Source organism: Xanthomarina sp. F2636L (assembly GCF_026410195.1).
Taxonomy (GTDB): Bacteria; Bacteroidota; Bacteroidia; order Flavobacteriales; family Flavobacteriaceae; genus Xanthomarina.
Window position 1 is genome coordinate 1 of sequence record NZ_JAPMLM010000009.1, and the last position, 281, is coordinate 281.

Sequence of the window (281 nt, forward strand, 5' to 3'; positions counted from 1 at the left end):
TCTGCTTTATCTGGTGATACTTGTGGAGGAACTATTACTCGTACCTGGTCCTATACAGATGCTTGTGGTAATCCAGCTTCTGCTACTCAAACTATAACTATTCAAGATACAACAAGCCCAGTATTTGATGCCGCTCCGGCTGCTGTTTCTGTTGAGTGTATCGATGATGTACCAGCCATGACAGATCTTGGTTGGACAGATAATTGTGATGGCTCTGGTTCTGTAACTGGTTCTGATTCTGCTTTATCTGGTGATACTTGTGGAGGAACTATTACTCGTAC

General features: G+C 43.1%; 1 protein-coding gene. It reads left to right on the forward strand.

Features of this window, described 5'->3' with window-relative positions; translation table 11 throughout:
* Window positions 1-281, forward strand: a 281-nt coding sequence (locus OS191_RS00045) for an HYR-like domain-containing protein (protein WP_267153666.1), incomplete at both ends; no start/stop codon positions are given.